At 59.2% G+C, this 17,839-nt stretch carries 10 protein-coding genes; 8 read left to right on the top strand and 2 right to left on the bottom strand.

Features of this window, described 5'->3' with window-relative positions; translation table 11 throughout:
* Positions 1-67 precede the first annotated feature (67 nt).
* Positions 68-1,222, top strand: a complete 1,155-nt coding sequence (locus tag PD282_RS17950) for an SGNH/GDSL hydrolase family protein (RefSeq protein ID WP_274652014.1) — start codon at positions 68-70, stop codon at positions 1,220-1,222.
* A gap of 309 nt (positions 1,223-1,531) precedes the next feature.
* Entirely contained in the window at positions 1,532-4,876 is a 3,345-nt protein-coding gene (locus PD282_RS17945) for a carbohydrate-binding protein (RefSeq protein ID WP_274652013.1), read from the top strand.
* 160 nt (positions 4,877-5,036) lie between these two features.
* Here the strand turns inward: PD282_RS17945 and PD282_RS17940 are convergent, their stop codons facing one another.
* Both PD282_RS17940 and PD282_RS17935 read right to left on the bottom strand, forming a co-directional pair.
* The gene (locus PD282_RS17940; RefSeq protein ID WP_274652012.1) at positions 5,037-6,848 is read right to left on the bottom strand and encodes a cache domain-containing sensor histidine kinase; all 1,812 of its coding nucleotides are present in this window, start codon (positions 6,846-6,848) and stop codon (positions 5,037-5,039) included.
* 11 nt (positions 6,849-6,859) lie between these two features.
* Entirely contained in the window at positions 6,860-8,419 is a 1,560-nt protein-coding gene (locus PD282_RS17935; protein ID WP_274652011.1) for a response regulator, read from the bottom strand.
* Positions 8,420-8,622: 203 nt separating this feature from the next.
* On the opposite strand from PD282_RS17935, the gene PD282_RS17930 reads away from it, so the two are divergent.
* From PD282_RS17930 to PD282_RS17905, 6 genes are all read left to right on the top strand, one after another.
* On the top strand, positions 8,623-9,594 hold the full coding sequence (locus PD282_RS17930) for an ABC transporter permease (RefSeq protein ID WP_420832308.1): 972 nt from the start codon (positions 8,623-8,625) through the stop codon (positions 9,592-9,594).
* A gap of 23 nt (positions 9,595-9,617) precedes the next feature.
* Positions 9,618-10,508: a carbohydrate ABC transporter permease gene (locus PD282_RS17925; RefSeq protein WP_274652010.1), complete on the top strand. Its 891-nt coding sequence runs from the start codon at positions 9,618-9,620 to the stop codon at positions 10,506-10,508.
* A gap of 125 nt (positions 10,509-10,633) precedes the next feature.
* A complete protein-coding gene (locus PD282_RS17920; protein ID WP_274652009.1) occupies positions 10,634-12,265 on the top strand; it encodes an extracellular solute-binding protein in 1,632 nt (543 codons plus the stop codon).
* Positions 12,266-12,374: 109 nt separating this feature from the next.
* Positions 12,375-14,462 carry an alpha-amylase family protein gene (locus PD282_RS17915; protein WP_274652008.1) on the top strand — a complete coding sequence of 696 codons (2,088 nt, stop codon included), beginning with the start codon at positions 12,375-12,377 and terminating at the stop codon, positions 14,460-14,462.
* A gap of 345 nt (positions 14,463-14,807) precedes the next feature.
* Positions 14,808-16,559 (top strand): sensor histidine kinase, encoded by a 1,752-nt coding sequence (locus PD282_RS17910; RefSeq protein WP_274652007.1) that lies wholly within the window; start codon positions 14,808-14,810, stop codon positions 16,557-16,559.
* Complete coding sequence (locus tag PD282_RS17905) at positions 16,552-17,823, top strand: response regulator (RefSeq protein WP_274652006.1); 1,272 nt, start codon at positions 16,552-16,554, stop codon at positions 17,821-17,823. The genes PD282_RS17910 and PD282_RS17905 overlap by 8 nt, the downstream gene beginning before the upstream one ends.
* Positions 17,824-17,839: the final 16 nt, after the last annotated feature.

Raw genomic sequence — 17,839 nt, 5'->3', positions numbered from 1 at the left:
CGGTACGTTTCGGCGGGCCCTTCCGCGCGATGCGGAAGGGCCCGTCCCGTACAGAAAGCGGCTGAACATGAAAAGCAATCCAAACCGCCCGCCTGGACCGGGTTATGCGGTTCTCCGCAGCGGACTGCCCCGCCTGCGCGAAAAGCTGAAGAAGGATCAGCCGGTGACGATCGCCTTTCTCGGCGGCTCCATCACGGAGGGCTATGCAGCCTCCGATCCGGACAAAACAAGCTGGCGGGCGCTCACCGAGCAGTATTTTAGGGAAAAATATCCGCATCGCACGATTACCGGCATCAATGCGGGCGTCGGCGGCACCGATTCGGCATTCGGCGCGCACCGGCTCGCCGAGCATGTATTAACGAAAGGCGTACCGGACCTGCTGTTTGTCGAATTCGCCGTCAACGACGGCGAAGACCGCGGCCGGTCGGTCCAAGGCATGGAAGGCATCGTCCGGCAAATGCGTCGGCTGTCGCCCAATACGGATATCTGTTTCCTGTATACGGCGGCGGATAAAAATATGACGGAGGGCGTGCCGTTCAACATCGCCGTTCACGAAGAGGTGGCCGGACATTACGGCATCCCGTCGGTCAATTTCGCGGCCGGCATACGCGATCTGGTTCAAGCGAGGCGCATCCGCTTCGAAGACATCCTTCCCGACCGGACCCATCCGAACGATGAAGGATTTGCGCTGTATGCGGGCTTTTTGCGGGAAGCGCTGGATGCCGGGCTCGGGCCCGGGAACGAGGACGCGGACGCTCGCCCGGCGGCCCGGCCGGGCTATTCTCTGCCGTCACCGCTCGATGCCGGCAATTATGAGTACGGCGGCATGCAGGGCCTGCACACCGCAGGGGCTTCGAAAGGCTTTTCGCCGAAGGTGCTCGCATCGGAACCGCTGATCAACTGGCGATTCAAAACCGACCATTTGTACGCGGATGCCCCCGGTGCGGAGCTTCAATTTACCGTTCAAGGAAGCGGCGCCGGTTTGCTGCTGCTTTGCGGACCCGACAGCGGCATCTTCGAATATGCAATCGACGGAGCCGAATTCCGGCCCGTGAACCTGTTCGACGACTGGTGCCTGAACGTGTACCGCCCGGTGATCGCGCTGTTCCCCGGACCGGACGGAAAGCGGAAGACGCGAAACGTCGCCGTACGCAATACGGGGATGAAAGACGAGCGCAGTACCGGGACGGCGCTGCGGATTTCGAACCTGCTTTATCATTAACGGGATCGGGGCTGTCCTAAAAGTTGTAATGCGATTTGTGAGTCCCGCCAAAAAAATTGAATCCGCGTAAGAAAAGAACTTTCACCTCCGTCTTATCGGCGGATGTGAAGGTTCTTTTTGTTCCCCATTTGGAAGTCTCTCTTTCATGCGGGCACTTGTGGGAGAGCTCCACGAAGGGGAGGTGCCGGGCGGATAACGCCGAAATCATTATTTTGCCGCATAAATCGTAAGATTCTTGGCTTGCGCGCTCCGGACCGCTCGATTACATTGAAACATGGAACCCACTCTAATCGATGAAAGGAGCCAGTTATGAGGAAAACGCTATCAAGGCTGCTGGCGTTCGCGCTTCTGCTCGGGTGCGTCTCGTATTCGTTCGGCGGGGCGGGGCAGGCCGGCGCGGATTCGGCGGCTGCGGACGCTTCGGCGGTCACCGCAGGGGTTTACGGCGGCAGCTTGAGCTACGAAGCCGAAGCTTCGGGCAATACGTTTACCGGCAATGCGAGCGTTGCCGACTGCGGCGCCTGCTCGGGCGGCAAGAAGGTAGGCGGTCTGTACCAGGGCGCCAGCATGACCTTTACGGACGTCAACGTTCCGGCCGGCGGAAAGTACAACGTCGTCTTCGCCTATATTTCCGGCGATCCGCGCAGCGCGGACATCAGCGTCAACGGAGGGGCGGCGCAGCATATCGATTTTGAGAAGACGGCCGACTGGGATACGCTCGGCACGAAAGCGATCGCCTTCGATTTCGTACAAGGAACGAACACGATCGAAATTTCGGACGGCGGCGGCTACGCCCCCGATTTCGATAAAATCGACCTGTACCCGGTATCGCAAAGCGTGGAGGCCGAAGCGCCGGGCAACCTGCTGACCGGCAATGCCGCAATCGCAGACTGCTCCGTCTGCTCGGGCGGCAAGAAGGTCGGCGGCTTGTATCAAGGGGCGTCGCTGCAGTTCAACAACGTTCAAGCGAGCGACAGCGGCACCTACAGGATGACGGTGTATTATATTTCCGGCGACCCGCGTTCAGCCGATATTTCCGTCAATGGCGGGGAAGCCAAGCATGTCGACTTCGCAAAGACGGCCGATTGGGACACGGTCGGCGTCTATGAGACGACCGTCTCGCTGAACGCCGGAAACGGCAATACGATTCTGTTCTCGGACGGCGGCGGCTATTCCCCGGATATCGACCGGATCGTGCTTGCGCCCGCCGGCCAAAGCTACGAGGCCGAAGCGCCGGACAACGTGCTGACAGGCAATGCGTCGGTGGCCGGCTGCGCCGCCTGCTCCGGCGGACAGAAGGTCGGCAACGTTTATCAAGGCGCGTCGCTGCAGTTTAACGGCATCAACGTGCCGGCAGCCGGCAGCTACGATGTAACCGTCTACTACATTTCGGGCGATCCGCGAGCGGCGGACGTCAGCGTTAACGGCGGCCCGGCGCAAAACGTGCTGTTCGCCAAAACGGCCGACTGGGACACGGTCGGCACGCAGACGATCACGCTGACGCTCCAGGCCGGAAGCAACGCAATCCAAATCTCGGACGGCGGCGGCTATGCGCCCGATTTCGACCGCATCGTCGTTTCCGCCGGCAGCGGCAGCAGCGCGCAGCCGTGTGAAATCGCGGACGGCTCGGCCGTGGAGCTGGGGGCGAAAACCGCCGAAAAAACGGTGAACGGCATTACGGTTTCGCAATTTGCCGGCGGCGTTATTATGAAGAACGGCGATTACACCGTCACCTACGATACCGGTACCGGGTTCGCCGAATACGCATGGAATGGCAAAACGGTTGCCAAAGGGATTTACGGCAAGTTCAATGATCTGGCAACCAGCTGCTACAGCAGTCACAGCTTCGCCATGTCCGACGTCCAGCCCGTGAAGGACGGCTTCGGCAGCGGGGTGAAGGTGAAGTTCGTCAATGCGCAGGCGGACAGCCCGAGCCTGATCCAATGGTTCAGCTTCTATCCGGGCAAGCCGTATTTCTTCACCCGCTTGGAAGCGAAGGCCGGCGCGCCGATCAGCTCGAATGATATGGCTCCGCTCGTCACGAATTCGACCGGCGGCGTCGATATCGGCAGCTACGGGGACGGGCGCGTGCTGTCGGTGCCGTACGACAACGACATGTGGATTCGTCACCAGGCGGAACCGATCAATTCGACCGACACAAGCTACGAAGTGTCCGCCGTCTATGACAATACGACGCGAAACGGCCTTATCGTCGGCTCCGTGACTCATGATACGTGGAAAACGGGCATTCATTTCGCCGGCGACAACAACCGCTTGAACAATCTGGAAGTGTACGGCGGGGCATCCTCGGCGAAAACGCATGATTCGATCCCGCACGGCAGCATCTCGGGAACCGATCTGTGGTCCCCGCTGACGTTCGTCGGCTTTTATGGCGACTACCGCACCGGCATGGAGGATTACGGCAAAGCGAACGCCGTCATTGCGCCTCCGCTTGCGTTCGGCAAAAACGTTCCGCAAGGCGTGCCGGTCGGCTGGAACAGCTGGGCGGCTTATGGCGACAAGCTGACGTACCAGGATGTGCTGGACACGTCCGATTACATCAAAGCGAAGCTGCAGCCGAAAGGCTACGACAACAAGAAGGTCGCCTATGTCAACCTCGACTCGTATTGGGACAATTTGACCGACGACCAGCTGGCCAAGGCGGTGGCCCGGATTAAGCAGAACGGTCAGAAGGCCGGCATTTACTGGGGACCGTTCGTCTATTGGGGCGACAATATGAATCAGCCGGTGGAAGGCTCCACGGCGTATACGTACGGGGACATTATCCTGAAAGATAAGGACGGCAATCCGCTGCCCAAGCTCGACGGCGCTTATGCCATCGATCCGACGCATCCGGGCGCGAAGGAGCGGATGGCGTATTATTTGAACCGGTTCAAGAAGCTCGGCTTCGAATATATCAAGCTGGATTTTCTGACGCACGGCGCGCTTGAAGGACAGCATTACGATCCGGCCGTGACGACCGGCACGCAGGCGTACAACAAAGGAATGGCTTATATCGATTCGCTTATCGCGAACTCGATGTTCATCAGCGAGTCGATCGCACCGCTGTTCCCGAGCCAATACGCGCACAGCCGCCGCATCGCGACCGATACGTTCGGCAGCATCTCCGATACGGAGTTCGAGCTGAACGCGCTGACGTACGGCTGGTGGCAAAACGGGACGATTTACCATTACGCCGATCCCGACCATATGGCGCTGACGCGGGCGGGTTCGCTGACCGAAGCGCGCTCGCGGGTCAATTCCGCCGTTATAACCGGCACCGTGTTCCTGAATTCGGACGATTTCCACGATCCGAAAGCGCAGCAGTACGCCGCAGCGCTGCTGACGAACCCGGACGTGCTCGAAGTGGCGAAGAAAGGAAAAGCATTCCGCGCCGTGGAAGGCAACACCGGAGCGAAGGCTGCCGATGTATTCGTCAAGCAGGATAAAAGCTCGTATTATATAGCCGTGTTCAATTACGGCAATGCGGCTGCAGACAAAACGATCGACCTGGCAAGGGCGGGACTTAGCGGCACGGCGCAGTATAAGCTGAAGGAGCTGTGGACCGGAGCGGCATCCCGGGTACAAGGAAAGCTTCACGTGCATCTCGAACCGATGGAATCGAAGCTGTTCGAGCTCAAGCTTGCCGAATGAACAGGAAATTTAAGATTGCAAATCGATAAAAACAGGGAGGCCCGCCGAGGGTCTCCCTTTTGTATGCGTGGCGCATTCATTCGCTCATCTTGTATGTGTGGCGCATTCATTCGTTCATCAGCCATTCGAATCTTTCAGGCCGTCAGGCAGCACGTCATCGTTACAGCGGACCGTGCAGCGGAATGCGGATCTGCACCGCGGTCCCGATGCCGAAACGGCTGTGGATACGGACGCCGTATTCGTCGCCGAACGTCATCTTGATGCGCCTGTCGACATTGCGGATGCCGTAGCCCGGCGAGCTTCCGTCGTCCGCCGTCCGGATCCGCCCGAGCGTCTCGGGGCGCATGCCCATGCCGTCGTCGATCACCTCGAGTACGAGCTGCCCGTCTTCGATCCGCGCTTTGATGATTATCGTAATGCCGGATTCGTCGTCCCAAATCGCGTGATGGATCGCATTTTCGATAAACGGCTGCAGCATCAGCTTGACGACGGGATACGGACAGGCCGCCTCGTCCACCTCGTAATGAAGATGAATCAGCCCGTCGAAGCGGAGCTGCTGGATGGAAAGATACGATTTCGTCAGCTTCAGCTCTTCGCCGAGGCTGACGATCGTTTTGCCTTTGTTCAGCGAAATGCGGTAAAACTTCGCCAGATGCGTCACCATGTCCTGGATTCTGCGGTCCCCGCTGCGTATCGCAAGCGAGGAGATGGAGGCGAGCGTATTGTACAGAAAATGCGGATTAATCTGCGCCTGCAGCATGTTCATCTCCGCTTCCTTCTTGGCGATCTCCTTTTTGTACACCTCGTTGATCAGCTCTTTCATCCGCCCGGCCATCTTTACCATCGCGAATGCGAGCTGGCCGACCTCGTCGTGGCCGGCCGGCACCGCCGGCACGTTGAAATCCTCGCGCTCGACCCGCCGGGTAAGCAGCAGGAGCCGTTCGATCCGCTTCGTAAACAGGCGGGCGGTAATATAAATGAGGATGACCGAAAGCGCAAAGCTGGCGGCAGCCATCGTAAACAGGCGGGAGAAAGCGATTTTCACGTTCGCCAGCAGGCTGTCGTAGGACACGACCGAAACGGTTCGCCAGCCATTGTCGATCGTGTTGTAGACCACGTAAACTTTGGCGCCTTCATACTGGCCCATGAAGCTGCCCGTCTGGCCGGTAAATTCGCCGCCTTCGACGAATTCGTTCAGCTTGCGGTTCAGCATGCGCTTATCCTTGCCGGAAATGATCGTGCCGTCCCCCGTGACGATAAACAGCTCCTTGTTCTGGTTTTCCTTCTCCATCAGCGCATAAATATCCGGTTCGGGGATATCGATGGTAAGGATGCCGTACGGAAAGTTCAGGCTGCTGTTGTCGAGCAGGCGGGCGAGCACGATGCGCGACGGCTTGGCTTCCCGGATGCCCTTCTCGGCCTCCCCGTCCGCCGGGCGGACGGCGGGCATGGCGGTGAACGTGACGTTGCCGAAGGACTTGATTGCCGCAGCGTACCACGGGCTGTTCAGCGCTTCCGCGTCCGGACGCTTGATGAATACCTCGTCGACCGGAAGCGTCCGGTTGGTCGTGTAGACCGTAATGGCGGAAATGTCCGCATTCGTGACGAGCACGTTCCGGAACGTGTTGTCGATGTAATCGTACGCGTCGACGTAAGCCTTGCTGTTCGCGTAATTTTGCGACAGGTAATCGCGCAGGCGCGGGTCCAGGTACAGGGAAGAGGACACCTTGCTGTACGCGTCCAGCTTCATTTTCAGATTGGCGCTGATCTGCGCGGTCGTCAGCTCCATGCTGGCGTATGTCTGGCGCGTCAGCTCGCTCTTCATTTTCTCATAGGAATAGACGGCAAAGAACAGCATCGGTCCGACGGACACCAAGCCGAGGACGACAAACAGCTTGTTGCGCAGCCGCATATCGACGAAAGGACGGATCAGCAGGCGGGAAAACAGCCGTCTCAGACGGCTTGCGAACATGCTTCGCCTCATCAATAATGCTGCTTCCGGAATTGATTGGGCGTCAGACCTGTATATTTTTGGAACACCGAGCAAAAATACGACGCGTTCTCATAGCCGACGAGAGCCGAGATGTCGTGTATTTTGAGCGATTTGTCCGCCAGCAGCCCGCTCGCCCGTTCCATCCGCTTCTCCGTGACCGCCTCGAGAATCGTCCGGCCCGTTTTCTCCTTGAAGATCGTGCGGATATAGTTCGGGGACAAATAGATTTCCTTGGCGATATCCTCGATCGTGAGCGGATCACGGTATTTCCGGTCGATGATGTCCTGAATATGCCGGGCGATATGAAGGTGGCGGTCCTTGTCCTTCTCCGACAGCGAGATGATCAGGCTTCGACACACGTGGCTCAGATGCTCGCCGATTTCGTCCAGCGTGCCGCAGCGGTTCATAATTTCCCGCTCGCTGCCGAACGAGCCGGCCTGCAGCTCCTTGAATGCCGCCTGAAAATGGTGCTCGACCGCGGTGATCAGGCGGACCGCCGCCGAACGTGCCAGGTTCGGGTGGACGTGCAGCTCCCGCAATTGGGCGGTAAAAGCCGCGATTTCGGCTTCCATCTCGTCCGCGCGCAAATGGCCGATCGTGCGGCACAGCGCCGTGAAGTGGGCTTCGATGCCGATTTCGCCCTGCTGAGGCGGGGGCAGCTCCTCGGCGGGCAGCAGCGAGCCGTGCCCGTAATAAAACGCGTGGCCGGCGGACGCCTTCGCCTCCCGGAATAAGCCGTAGGCGTCCGCCGTCCCGTCGCCCGGACGGGATACGCCGATCGTCAGCGAGACGGGAAAATCGTCCGCGATCAGCTTCTGCAGCTGCAGCCAAATTTCCCGGCCGCCGCCGGAATCGGGATAGAGGCCGGCGAACGTGCCGCTCTCCCAGTCGATCAGCATGCCGCCGTAGCCGAGCGCCCGCAGGCGGCCGTGCACCGCGTCGGCGATGCTGCGCTCAAGCGGGGCGGGCATGGCGGCGTCCCGGACGCTGTCGCGGGTCGAGCGGGAGACGGACAGGAACGCCGCCCGGTACGGGCCGCGGGCGGGCAGCCCGGCGCCGGCCAGCAGCTTCAGCTTGGCCGCCAGCTCCGTTCGGCGCGCCGCCGATTCTTCGATCAGCAGCCGGCGCAGCAGCTTCTCGCGCACGACCTCCTGCGAGCGCTCCGCAAGCTTCGCTTCCTCGCATTTCGCCTTCACCTTCTCCATGAGCTGCGTCAGCTCATCGAGATCGAGCGGCTTGAGCAAATAGCCGGACGCTTCGACGGAGAGCGCGGCTTTAATATATTGAAATTCGTCGTGGCCGCTCAAAAACACGATTTTCACCCGTTTGCTGAGCTGCTTCGCCCGCTTGGCGAACTCGAGACCGTCCATAATCGGCATCCGGACATCGGTCAGAATGATGTCGGGATCGAGCCGGCGGGTCAGGTCTAGCGCTTCCCGGCCGTTCTTGGCGGCGCCGGCGACTTTAATCCCCATCGTTTCCCAGGGCACATAATCGGTAAGCGTTTCCAATTCCATGCTTTCGTCATCCGCAAGCAAGATGGAATACATGCGTCGTTCACGTCCTTCATTGACTGGTCGTTAAGTGGCTGATGATTTCATTGTATTCATTCTGCCGCATTTCAACAACGCATCCCAGCAATTCCCGGCGGTTTGAGGCATGGATCGGAGGATGTTTGCATGGAATCCGCCCGAAGCAGGCCCCTATAATGGAAGTACGTTTCAGATCGTCATTATCGGGGGGAGAATCGTTTGTGAAAGCCTTTGCGGAACAATCGCCGCGCCCTGTGCCGCTTCCCGGCAGAAGGACCGCCGTTTGGAGGCGGCTGGCGCAGCAAAAATATTTATGGCTGATGATCGTGCCGGCTTTCGTATGCACGCTGGTGTTTTCATACGCGCCGATGTTCGGTCTATATATGGCGTTTATCAACTACCAGCCGGGCGGCTCGTTCTTCGGATCGTTTTTTCACGGCAAATTTGTCGGGCTCGAATGGTTCCGTTATTTTTTCAATAACGGCGATTTCTGGATCGTGATGCGCAATACGCTGGCGCAGAGCCTGCTCAGCCTGCTGCTCGGCTTTCCGGCGCCGATCATTCTCGCGCTCGCCATCAACGAGGTGCGAAGCGGCTTTTTCAAAAAAATCTTCCAAACGATCTCGTATTTGCCGCACTTTATATCATGGGTTATCGCGGCAAACATCATCATTACGCTGCTGTCGTCGCAGGGGCTCGTCAACAAGGTGCTGATGCTGCTGCATATTACCGATGAGCCGGTCGCCTTTTTCCAGCACGGGCATTACTTTTGGTGGATCATCGCTTCCTCCAACATGTGGAAGGATATGGGGTTTAACGCCATCATGTACTTGGCCGGCATCGCCTCCATCAATCCCGAGCTGTATGAAGCGGCGAAGGTGGACGGCGCCACGCGGATGAAGCTTACGCGCTATATCACGCTGCCTGCGCTGCGGCCGACGATCGTCATCCTGCTCATTCTCGCCGTCGGCGGCGTGCTGAACGCCGGTTTCGACCAGCAGTATTTGATGCAGAACGACCTCGTGCTCAAATATTCCGATGTCATCGATACGTACACGTACCGGTACGGCCTGCAGAACAGCATGTTTTCGTATGCGGCCGCCGTCGGCATGTTTAAATCGGTCGTCGCGTTTCTGCTGGTGCTGATGGTCAACCGCCTGGCGAAAAAAGTTAACGACCAGTCGTTATTCTAAAACCCGACGGAAGGAAGAATCGCATGAAAAGCAGGTCCATGGGGGATATGCTGTACGCCGGCGTCGTCTACGCCTTTCTGCTCGCGGTCGTCTTCGTGACGTTCTACCCGTTCTGGAACGTGCTCGTGCTGTCCGTCAACAGCGCGTCCGATACGATCAAGGGCGGCATTTATTTCTGGCCGAGGGAACTGACCTTCACCAGCTACAAGGAAATTTTGACCGACAGCGAAATCATGCACGCCGTGTGGGTGACGGTTGCGCGCACCGTCATCGGCACGCCGCTTTCGGTGGTTGTGATCAGCCTGCTGGCGTACCCGCTCAGCAACCGCGATCTGGTGATGCGCCGCCCGGTCACGCTCTATTTTATTTTCACGATGTATTTCGGCGGCGGTCTCATCCCGTATTATATGGTGCTGAAAACGGTTCATTTGATCGATACGTTCTGGGTGTTCATTTTGCCGGGGCTGGTCAACGTGTTCTACATGATCCTGGTTCGGACGTACATCGAGCAGCTGCCGCAGGAAATGGTCGAATCGGCGAAAATCGACGGCGCCAACGACCTGCAAATTTTCTTCCGGGTCATCTTCCCGCTGACGATGCCGGTGCTTGCGACGATCGCGCTGTTTACCGCTGTCGGCCACTGGAACGCCTGGTTCGACTCGTACGCGTTCACCTACAAATCGAGCCTGAAAACGCTGCAGGCGGTGCTGGTCAAAATTTTGAACCAATACCAGACCGGAAGCATGGTATCGGACGCGCAGAAGCTGGCCGACTCCGCGAAGCGGCTCGCCGTGTCCTCCGATACGATCCGGATGGCGGCGACGGTCGTGGCGACGCTGCCGATCGTGCTGGTCTACCCGTTCCTGCAGCGCTATTTTGTCAAAGGCATGACGCTCGGAGCGGTGAAGAGCTGACCCGGACGCAGCGATATTGAAAGGGGGGAGCGCCGGCCGGATTCAGGCGCACGGCCTGCGCATGCCGAGACGGGCTTGACAGCCGTTTCATTCCATCTTACATTCCATGCAGGGGGATAGGAACCATGAAGAAAAAACGTATCGCGACGGCGCTGCTCGCGCTGTCGCTTGCGCCCGCGCTGCTCGCCGGCTGCGGCGGCTCGAACGGGGCGAACGGCGGACAGAATGAGGGCTCCGGCGGAACGGCCGGCCAGACGGACGGCGGCGCCGGCAAATCGGCGGAACCGATTACGGTCACCTTTTTCGACCAGAACCGGGGCGACGCTTTCGACGATCCGGTCGCTCAGGAAATCATGAAGCGCACCGGCGTCAAGGTCGAAATCCAGCAGCCGACCGGCAATCCGCAGGAGAAGCTGAACCTGATGCTGGCGAGCGGCGATTTGCCCGACGTCATCCTGATGACCCGAAGCGGGGATATCATCAACAAATATATCGCCGCCGGCGCGATCATTCCGCTGAACGACCTGATCGACAAGTTCGGTCCGGATGTCAAGATGATGTACGGCGACATTTTGTCAAAGACGCGTTACACCGACGGCAATAACTACTACCTGTCCAATTGGTACGGCATGGACCCGACTCCGGTGTTTGGCATGAACATCCGCAAGGACCTCTTGAAGGAGCTGGCTCCGGACGTCGCGGAAGGCGGCAAGCCGCTCACGACCGACCAGTTTGAGCAGCTGCTGAAGGATTTTAAGGCGAAGCATCCGACCATCGACGGCAAAGCGGCGATCCCGATGACCTTCACCGCCGAGAATACGGGCGCCTTGTTCGGCACGTTCAAAGGCATGTGGGGCATGAAAGCCTATTACGAGGACGCGGACGGAAACCTGAAGTTCGACGTCAAAGACCCGAAATACCTCGAGATGCTGCTGTACATGAACAAGCTGTACCGCGAAGGCTTGATCGAGTCCGACTGGCCGGTCAACAAAAACCAGACGTGGGAGCAGAAGCTGTCCAACGGCATCGTGTTCGCCACGCCGGGCGCGTACTGGGACGTAGGCAACGCCAACAATGTGCTGAAAAAATCCGGCGGCGAGGACAAGGAAATGTACGCGTATAAAGTCGCGGCGCCCGGCGTCGATCCGTCCAAGACGACGTTCGGCCCGCGCAGTCCGCTCGGCTGGGACGGCATCGCGATTTCGAAAAACAACAAGCACCCGGAAGAGACGATGAAATTCATCAACTTCCTGGCCAGCGAAGAAGGGCAGTACCTGCTCATGTGGGGCGTCGAAGGCCAGAGCTGGGATATGAAGGACGGCAAACACGTGCCGCGTCCCGACGTGCTGAAGCAGCTGAAGGACGACTGGGCCGGCACGACGAAGAAGCTCGGCATGAGCAAATGGACCTGGTTCGTCAAGAACGGCAACGGCTCGGACGGCACGCCGCTCGGCATCGGGGCGTTCAACCGCGGCGAAACCGACGCGATGGCGATCAAAAACCTGTCCGACTCCGTCTGGGATACGTCGCCGTACGATAACCTCGGACCGGAGGGCGGATCGCCGGATTCGCTCAGCTACCAGAAGGTGCAGGACATCATGAAGCAGTCGCTTACCAAAATCGTCATCGCCGGCTCCGAAGCCGAAGCGAAAAAGACGTACGACGACATGCTCGCGCAAATGAAGGCGGCGGGCGACGAGAAATTGGAAGGCATCATTACCGACAACTACAAGAAGCGTCTGGAATCGTGGAAATAACCGGATCGTTTGGCCAAAGGGCGGGCGCAAGCCTTGCCCTTTGCGCCGTTTTGCCGGGCGGATTTTGTCTTTTCGCGGTTATGATTCGATGGAGAGGATGGCGTGCCGTATGAATGCAAGGCAATTGGGAGTGAAGGTGGAGTTCGGGGAAAGGGCGGTTACGGCGGACAACGGCTGCCTGACGCTGACCGCCGATTTGAAGGGCGGAACGTTTGGGGTGCGCTGGCGCGACGGAGCGGAGCTGAACTCGATCGTCTCGGCTTATCGCCTGACGGGCGGGGCGGTGAATACGACGGCGGATTATGCCGGACACCGCGCGAACGATAACGTGGCGCGCGTGGTCGAAGACGCCGCAGGCGGCCGCGGCATCCGGATCGCTGTCGAGCATACCGGCGGAAAAGCCGGCCGGCCGGCGCTCCGGCAGCTGTTCACGGTTTATGAAAATTTGCCGTTTCTCACCGTCGGCATCGAGCTGTACGGAGCGGCCGGCGAGGAGCCGGAGACGAATTATATGGCGCCTCTGTTCGCCGTCAATCCTGGCGAAGGGGCCATTCGTCTGGGGCTGCCGGAGGATCGCGAGCTGCGCGCCCTGTTCGTTCCGTTCGACAATGACAAATGGGTCCGCTATGCATCCGTGCCGGTTCCCGGCGAGCTGGAAAGCTATGAGGCGACGGCGTTTTACGACCCGTTCTCGCGCAAAGGGCTCGTGCTCGGCTCGGTTTCGCACGACATATGGAAAACCGGCCTCAAGCTGGCGTCCGCGGCCGCAGACCGCATCGAAACGCTGGAGGTCTACGGCGGCGCGGCCGGCGAGCTGACTCGCGATTCGATTCCGCACGGCGCGGTGAAGGGCGCCACGGTGCAGTCGCCGGTTATTTTCGCCGGCTCTTATGCCGATTACCGCGACGGGCTGGAGGCGTTCGGCCGCGCCAACGCCGCAATCCGGCCCGCGCTGCCTTGGGAGCACGGCGTGCCGTTTGGCTGGAACAGCTGGTCGGCGGTCGCCGACAAGCTCGATTACGACGTGTACGTCAAGACGTCCGATTTTCTGCGCGGCCTGAAGGAGAAGGGGTTCGAGAACGAGGGGTTCGTTTATATCAATTTCGACTCTTTCTGGACCAGCCTTACCGACGAGCAGCTGCGGCAGGCGGTCGCGCACGTCAGGAGCAACGGGCAGAAGGCCGGAATTTACTGGACGCCGTTCGCCTTCTGGGGCAAGGATACGGAGCGCGAGGTCGAAGGGACCGGCGGCCGGTATACGTACGCGGAGCTGCTGCTGAAGGACCGGTCCGGCAGCGTGCTGCCGCCGCTGGACGGCGGATTGGCCATCGATCCGACCCATCCCGGAAACCTGCAGCGCACCGATTATCATCTGAAGCGGTTCGCGGAATGGGGCTTCGAATACGTCAAGCTGGATTTTCTCGGTCATGGAGCGCTTGAGGGGAACCATTACGACACTTCGATTCAGACGGGCATCCAGGCCTATAACCTCGGCATGGAGGCGATCGTCCGCGGCCTCGCGCCGGAACGGATCGGCCGCCCGTTCCATATCAACCTGTCGATCGCGCCGCTTTTTCCGCACGGATACGGCCACAGCCGGCGCATCTCGTGCGACGCGTTCGGTACGCTTGCGGACACGGAGTATATGCTGAACGCGCTCACCTACGGCTGGTGGATGAATGGCACGCTGTACCGGTACAACGATCCCGATCATACCGTGCTGTACAAAAGCTACAATCAGGACGCAACCGGCGTGCAGGAAGGCCGCAGCCGACTGAACGCTTCGGCGATCGCCGGCACCGTCCTGCTGATGGGCGACGATTTCCGCCGGGAGGAAGCAAGAGCCCGCGCGACCGAATGGCTCGCCAACGGGGAGCTGCTGTCGCTGGCCCGGCTCGGCCGGACGTTCGTGCCGGCAGAGAGCGGAACGGGATCCGCGGCCGCCGACGTCTTTCTCTTGCGGACCGGGGAGCAGGGGGAAGAGCGGATCGTGCTTGCCGTCTTCAATTACGACAAGCATGCTCCGGCGCGGAAGCGCATTTCGCCGGAGCGGCTCGGCTTGGCTGCGGGCGCATCCGCGGCATATACCACGACCGACCTGTGGACCGGCGAATCCCGGGACTGCAGCGGCGACCTTATCGTGCCGCTGGCGGCGGGGCAATCGACGCTCCTGAAGCTGGTTTTCCGTCCATCCTGATCCGCGGATTGCGGTTTCTCTCCCGGGTAAGGACGCGGATTTTTCCTTCTGCGTCCCGCATAGATAAATCGAATCGCTCTTTGCACGAATGCCGGGCCCGGCATCGGCAAAGAGCGATTTTTTGCGTTGCGCTGGAAACGCCGTGCGCCGCCCGTTACCTTCTGCGAACCTCTGCAGTAACTGAGCCGCCGGAGCGGCCGTCCCCATCCGCCGCCCTGTGAAGGAAACGTCCCTGAACGAAGCGAATACAAAAGGGGATTTACGTGAAAGCGTGTTTATTTTACCATTAGAGGAAAGTTTATGTTCGCACATCTTTTCTCATCCTTGAGGAGCGGTGGTGTCGGCATGGTGTTCAAAAAGCGGTTTTTCAGCATCCGTTCCAAGGTCATGCTCTTTGCCGTCGTCCTGACCGTCTTCCCGCTGTTGATCGTGAGCGGCTTCTCGTATTTCGAATCGATCAGAGTCGTCCGGGACCAGACGATCGACCTGAATTTGATCAACGCGAAGCAAATATCCAACAATCTCGATTTAATTGTAAGCGATGTCAATACGATCTCGCTGAATCTGATCCAGAACCGCGAGATCGCGGACTTCCTGAGCACCCCGGACCCGCAAACCAGGCAGCTCGATTACCCGCGGATTCTGTCCGTCCTGAACGATCAGGCGTTCAACAAAAAATACATTTACTCCATTTACATCCAGGATTTGAGCGAAACCGGAGTCGATAACCGTGGGGCGGTCAATCTCGTGCCGGATAACCGGCTTCTGCAGGCGAAGGCGTACGACGGGAAAGACAGCTGGTATTTTGACAGCGTTTTCGTGCAGAACCAGGAAATCAAGGTCATCTCCATGATCCGGGATATTCGGGACATCAACGATATCGGCCGCTCGCTCGGCGTGCTGAAAATCAACGTCCCCGAAAGCGCCGTCCGTGAATTGTTCCGCACAAAATCAAAATCGCAGGAAAAGAGCCTGTTCTACCTGATCGATCAGCAGAAAAATATTTTGTCGGCGCTGCCGGCGGACCGGATTGGCAGCCGGATCGAGCCCAATCTGACGAGTCCCGGCATGGACAGCCGGACGGAAGGCGATTTTAACGCGACGGTCGGCGGACAGAACTACCTGGCCATTTACTACCGGATGGCGACGCAGAACTGGTATATCGTCGAGCTGACGCCTTACAAGCTCATATCGGGGCCGGGCAATGCGATCAAGCGGGTGACCTTCTATTCGATCGCGGCCAGCCTTGCCGTATGCGTCCTGTTTATCGTGCTGTTTGGGGCGCGGGTGCTGGAGCCGCTGAAGCGGATTCGCGAGTTGATGCGGCAGGTGGAGCGGGAAAATTTCAATTTGGAAATGAAGGTGCAGGGAAACGACGAAATCGCGCTGCTCGCCGGCAGCTTTAACCGCATGTCCCATCGGCTGAACGAGCTGATCAACGAGGTTCACGTGTCGAAGCTCAAGCAGAAGGATGCCGAGCTCAAGGCGCTTGAGGAGCAGATCAACCCGCATTTTCTATACAATACCCTCGATCTGATTTACTGGATGAGCCGGATGGAGCAGGCGTACGAGACATCGGTCATGGTCAACTCCTTATCCCAGCTGTTCCGGATCGGGCTGAACAGCGGCAGCCGGTTTACGACGGTCGCCAAGGAGGTCGAGCATATCGAGCATTATATTCTCATTCAGCAAAAACGGTACGAGGAGACGATCGACTTTTCCATCGACCTTGAGCCGAAAACGCGGGACTGCAGGGTGACGAAGATGGTGCTGCAGCCGATTGTGGAAAATGCGATCCGGCACGGCATCGAGCCTGGCGGAGGAGACGGCAGAGTCGAGATCCGCATTTTTCGCGAAGGGGACGATTTGGTCTACCTGGTGAGCGACGACGGGGAAGGGATCGACGGGGCCTCCGTTCAGGCGGTGCTGGACCGGCCGACCGAGAAGCAGCGGGGGCTCGGACTGAAAAACATTCACGACCGCATCAAACTGAACTGCGGCAGCCGGTACGGCGTCGAATTTCGCAGCGCTTCCGGGCAGGGGACGGCCGTAACGGTGAGACAGCCTTTTCGGAAAGGAACGGTATCCGATGTTTAACGTGATGATTGTGGATGACGAAATGATCGTGCGCAGGGGCATTCGGTCTTCGATCGACTGGGAGGAGCACGGCATTGCGATTGCTGCAGAAGCCCGAAACGGCAAGGAGGCGCTCGAGAAGCTCGGCCGGCAGCCGGTCGATCTGATCCTGACGGATATCCGGATGCCCGTCATGTCGGGCATCGAGCTGGCCAAAACGGTCCGCAGCGAATATCCGGACATCGAAATGGTGCTGCTGAGCGGGTATGAAGATTTCCAGTACGCCAAAGAAGCGATGTCGATCGGCATCCGCCACTATTTGCTGAAGCCGATCATTGCGGAGAAGCTGATTGCGGCGCTTTCCGAAATCCGGGATACGGAGCTGAGCCGGCGGCTGGCCAAGCAGGGAGAGCTGGTGAAGACCCGGCTGCTGAACGAAAGCCTGCCGCTGATCAAGTCCAAGCTGATGACCGGGCTGATCGACAATAAACCGGACACCGGGGACATTCTCGATAAAGCGAAAACGCTCGGCATCGACCTGAGCGGTCCGGCTTATCAGATCGTCGCCGCCGAAGCGGACGGCGAGTGGCCGGGCCGGGAGCTGTCCCGGAAGCAGCGGGAGGCGTTCGATTTCGCCTTTCTGAACATCGCGGAGGAGACGCTCGTTTCCCGTTTCCCGGGGTTTGCCAGCATCGCCGGTCCCGGCCGGCTGACCGGTCTGGTCAATCTGCGTCCGGATGAATCCGCGCTCTCCGTTTGCCGGGACATACAGTCCAATCTGCTGCGGTACCTCCGGTTGTCCGTCTCGATCGGAATCGGACGGCCCGTCCGGCAGCTTGCGGACATTGCCGCCAGCTGGGACGAGGCGGTCAAAGCGGTCCGGAATAAAGCCTTTCACGGGAAAGGCGCGATTCTCGTATGCGGCGAGGAAGAGGCTGCGGCTGCTGCGGCCGGGCACGCGCGAAAATTAGTCGGCGATGTGCTGCGGTACGCCGCCGCCCATTACGACAAGCCGCTCGGGCTGGCGGAAGCGGCCGGCCACGTCTCCGTCACGCCGGCCTACCTCAGCAAGGTGTTCAAGGACGAGATGGGCGTTACCTTCATTAAGTGGCTGAACGGGATCCGGGTGGAGGAAGCCAAGCGGCTGCTCGCGCATACCCGGATGAAAACGTATGAAATCGCGAAAAAGGTCGGCTGCCCGGACTACAAATATTTTTCTTTCCTGTTTAAGCGGCATACGGGCTGCTCGCCGATGGATTTCCGCAACCGGCAGGCCCGGGAGTAAGGAAAAGGGGGAACGC

It is taken from the genome of Paenibacillus humicola, assembly GCF_028826105.1.
GTDB classification, from domain to species: domain Bacteria; phylum Bacillota; class Bacilli; order Paenibacillales; family Paenibacillaceae; genus Paenibacillus_Z; species Paenibacillus_Z humicola.
This window is presented reverse-complemented; position numbering and strand designations above follow the sequence as displayed.

Coding starts and splice junctions, on each gene's coding strand:
- PD282_RS17950 (WP_274652014.1), top strand. CDS start 68: ATGAAAAGCAATCCAAACCGCCCGCCTGGACCGGGTTATGCGGTTCTC.
- PD282_RS17945 (WP_274652013.1), top strand. CDS start 1,532: ATGAGGAAAACGCTATCAAGGCTGCTGGCGTTCGCGCTTCTGCTCGGG.
- PD282_RS17940 (WP_274652012.1), bottom strand. CDS start 6,848: ATGTTCGCAAGCCGTCTGAGACGGCTGTTTTCCCGCCTGCTGATCCGT.
- PD282_RS17935 (WP_274652011.1), bottom strand. CDS start 8,419: ATGTATTCCATCTTGCTTGCGGATGACGAAAGCATGGAATTGGAAACG.
- PD282_RS17925 (WP_274652010.1), top strand. CDS start 9,618: ATGAAAAGCAGGTCCATGGGGGATATGCTGTACGCCGGCGTCGTCTAC.
- PD282_RS17920 (WP_274652009.1), top strand. CDS start 10,634: ATGAAGAAAAAACGTATCGCGACGGCGCTGCTCGCGCTGTCGCTTGCG.
- PD282_RS17915 (WP_274652008.1), top strand. CDS start 12,375: ATGAATGCAAGGCAATTGGGAGTGAAGGTGGAGTTCGGGGAAAGGGCG.
- PD282_RS17910 (WP_274652007.1), top strand. CDS start 14,808: ATGGTGTTCAAAAAGCGGTTTTTCAGCATCCGTTCCAAGGTCATGCTC.
- PD282_RS17905 (WP_274652006.1), top strand. CDS start 16,552: ATGTTTAACGTGATGATTGTGGATGACGAAATGATCGTGCGCAGGGGC.